Genomic DNA, 1287 nt, shown 5'->3' with positions numbered 1-1287 from the left:
AAAGAATACCCTATGCTCGCTGATGAATTAGAGCGTGCTATCACAGGCGAAGCGTTAATTGAAGTGAATGATATTTTAACATTCTCATCAGAAAAAGCGATTTCGACTCGTGTTGCAAGCGGAGAAGCTATTAATTATTTCACTAAATCTGTGCCATCTATTTTTGGAGGCAGCGCTGATTTATCGCATTCCACGATGACGGACATTAAAGAAGAAGGCCCTTACGCACCAGGATATTTCGAAAATCGAAATATTTATTTCGGCGTACGTGAACATGCAATGGGAGCGGCCGGAAATGGAATGGCCCTTCACGGCGGTGTGAAGCCGTTTGTCAGCACATTCTTTGTTTTTAATGATTACTTGCGTCCAGCGATTCGTTTGGCTGCACTGCAAAAGCTGCCGGTCACGTATGTGTTTACTCATGATTCCATAGCAGTAGGAGAAGATGGACCGACTCATGAGCCCGTTGAACATTTAGCTTCTCTTCGTGCAATTCCAGGGCTTACCGTAATCCGTCCGTCTGATGCAAACGAAACAGCTAGCGCTTGGGCTTATGCGCTTCAGCAAGCGGAAGGTCCTGTAGCCTTAGTGCTTAGCCGTCAAAACTTGCCTGTGTTTGAAGAAACAAAACAAAATATCAACGACCTAGCTAAAGGAGCTTACGTATTAACCGAAACAAACGATAAGCCGGAGCTGATTTTTATCGCTACAGGTTCTGAAGTAGCACTAGCGGTCAGTGCTAAAACTCAGCTAGAGCGTGAAGGTATATCTGTACGTGTTGTAGCAATGCCTAGCTGGGAGCTGTTTAACAAGCAGTCAAAAGAGTATCAAGAGCGCATCTTGCCTGAATCTGTTTCAAAACGAATCTCTCTAGAAATGGGAATTTCACTTGGTTGGGAACGCTTTGTAGGACCAAAAGGAAAAGTGTTAGCTATTGACACATTCGGTGCTTCAGGAACCGGAGCTGATGTGATGAAGCTGTTTGGATTTACAGAAGAAAACGTAGTGGCACAAGCAAAAGAATTGCTAAAGGCTTAAATAAGAAGATAAATAGAAGGAGCTGTTCACATGAAAGTAGGATTAGTTGGTTTAGGGAAAATGGGGATTAACTTAGGACAAAACTTATTGGATCAGCGTCATGACGTTGTAGCATTTGACGTAAATTCAAACGCAGTGGAACAAATGAAAGAGTACGGTGCTTCAGGAGTATCAAGCTTGCAGGAGCTTGTTCAGTCACTAGAAACACCAAGAGTTGTATGGCTRATGGTTCCTCATACGGTTGTTGAT

Annotated in this window: 2 protein-coding genes; both read left to right on the top strand. The window is 43.3% G+C overall.

Annotated features, from left to right (window positions below; genetic code table 11):
• Nucleotides 1-1038: transketolase-like TK C-terminal-containing protein (locus AC1DRF_RS28285; RefSeq protein ID WP_477742343.1), on the top strand; the 1038-nt coding region annotated here is incomplete at its 5' end.
• Between the two features lie 30 nt (nucleotides 1039-1068).
• A partial coding sequence (locus tag AC1DRF_RS28280; RefSeq protein WP_477742342.1) for an NAD(P)-binding domain-containing protein occupies nucleotides 1069-1287 on the top strand: 219 nt, incomplete at its 3' end.

The organism is Priestia sp. P5_B4 (genome assembly GCF_056400385.1).
Note: the sequence above shows the minus strand (reverse complement) of the source record. Positions and strands in the feature narration are given on the sequence as shown.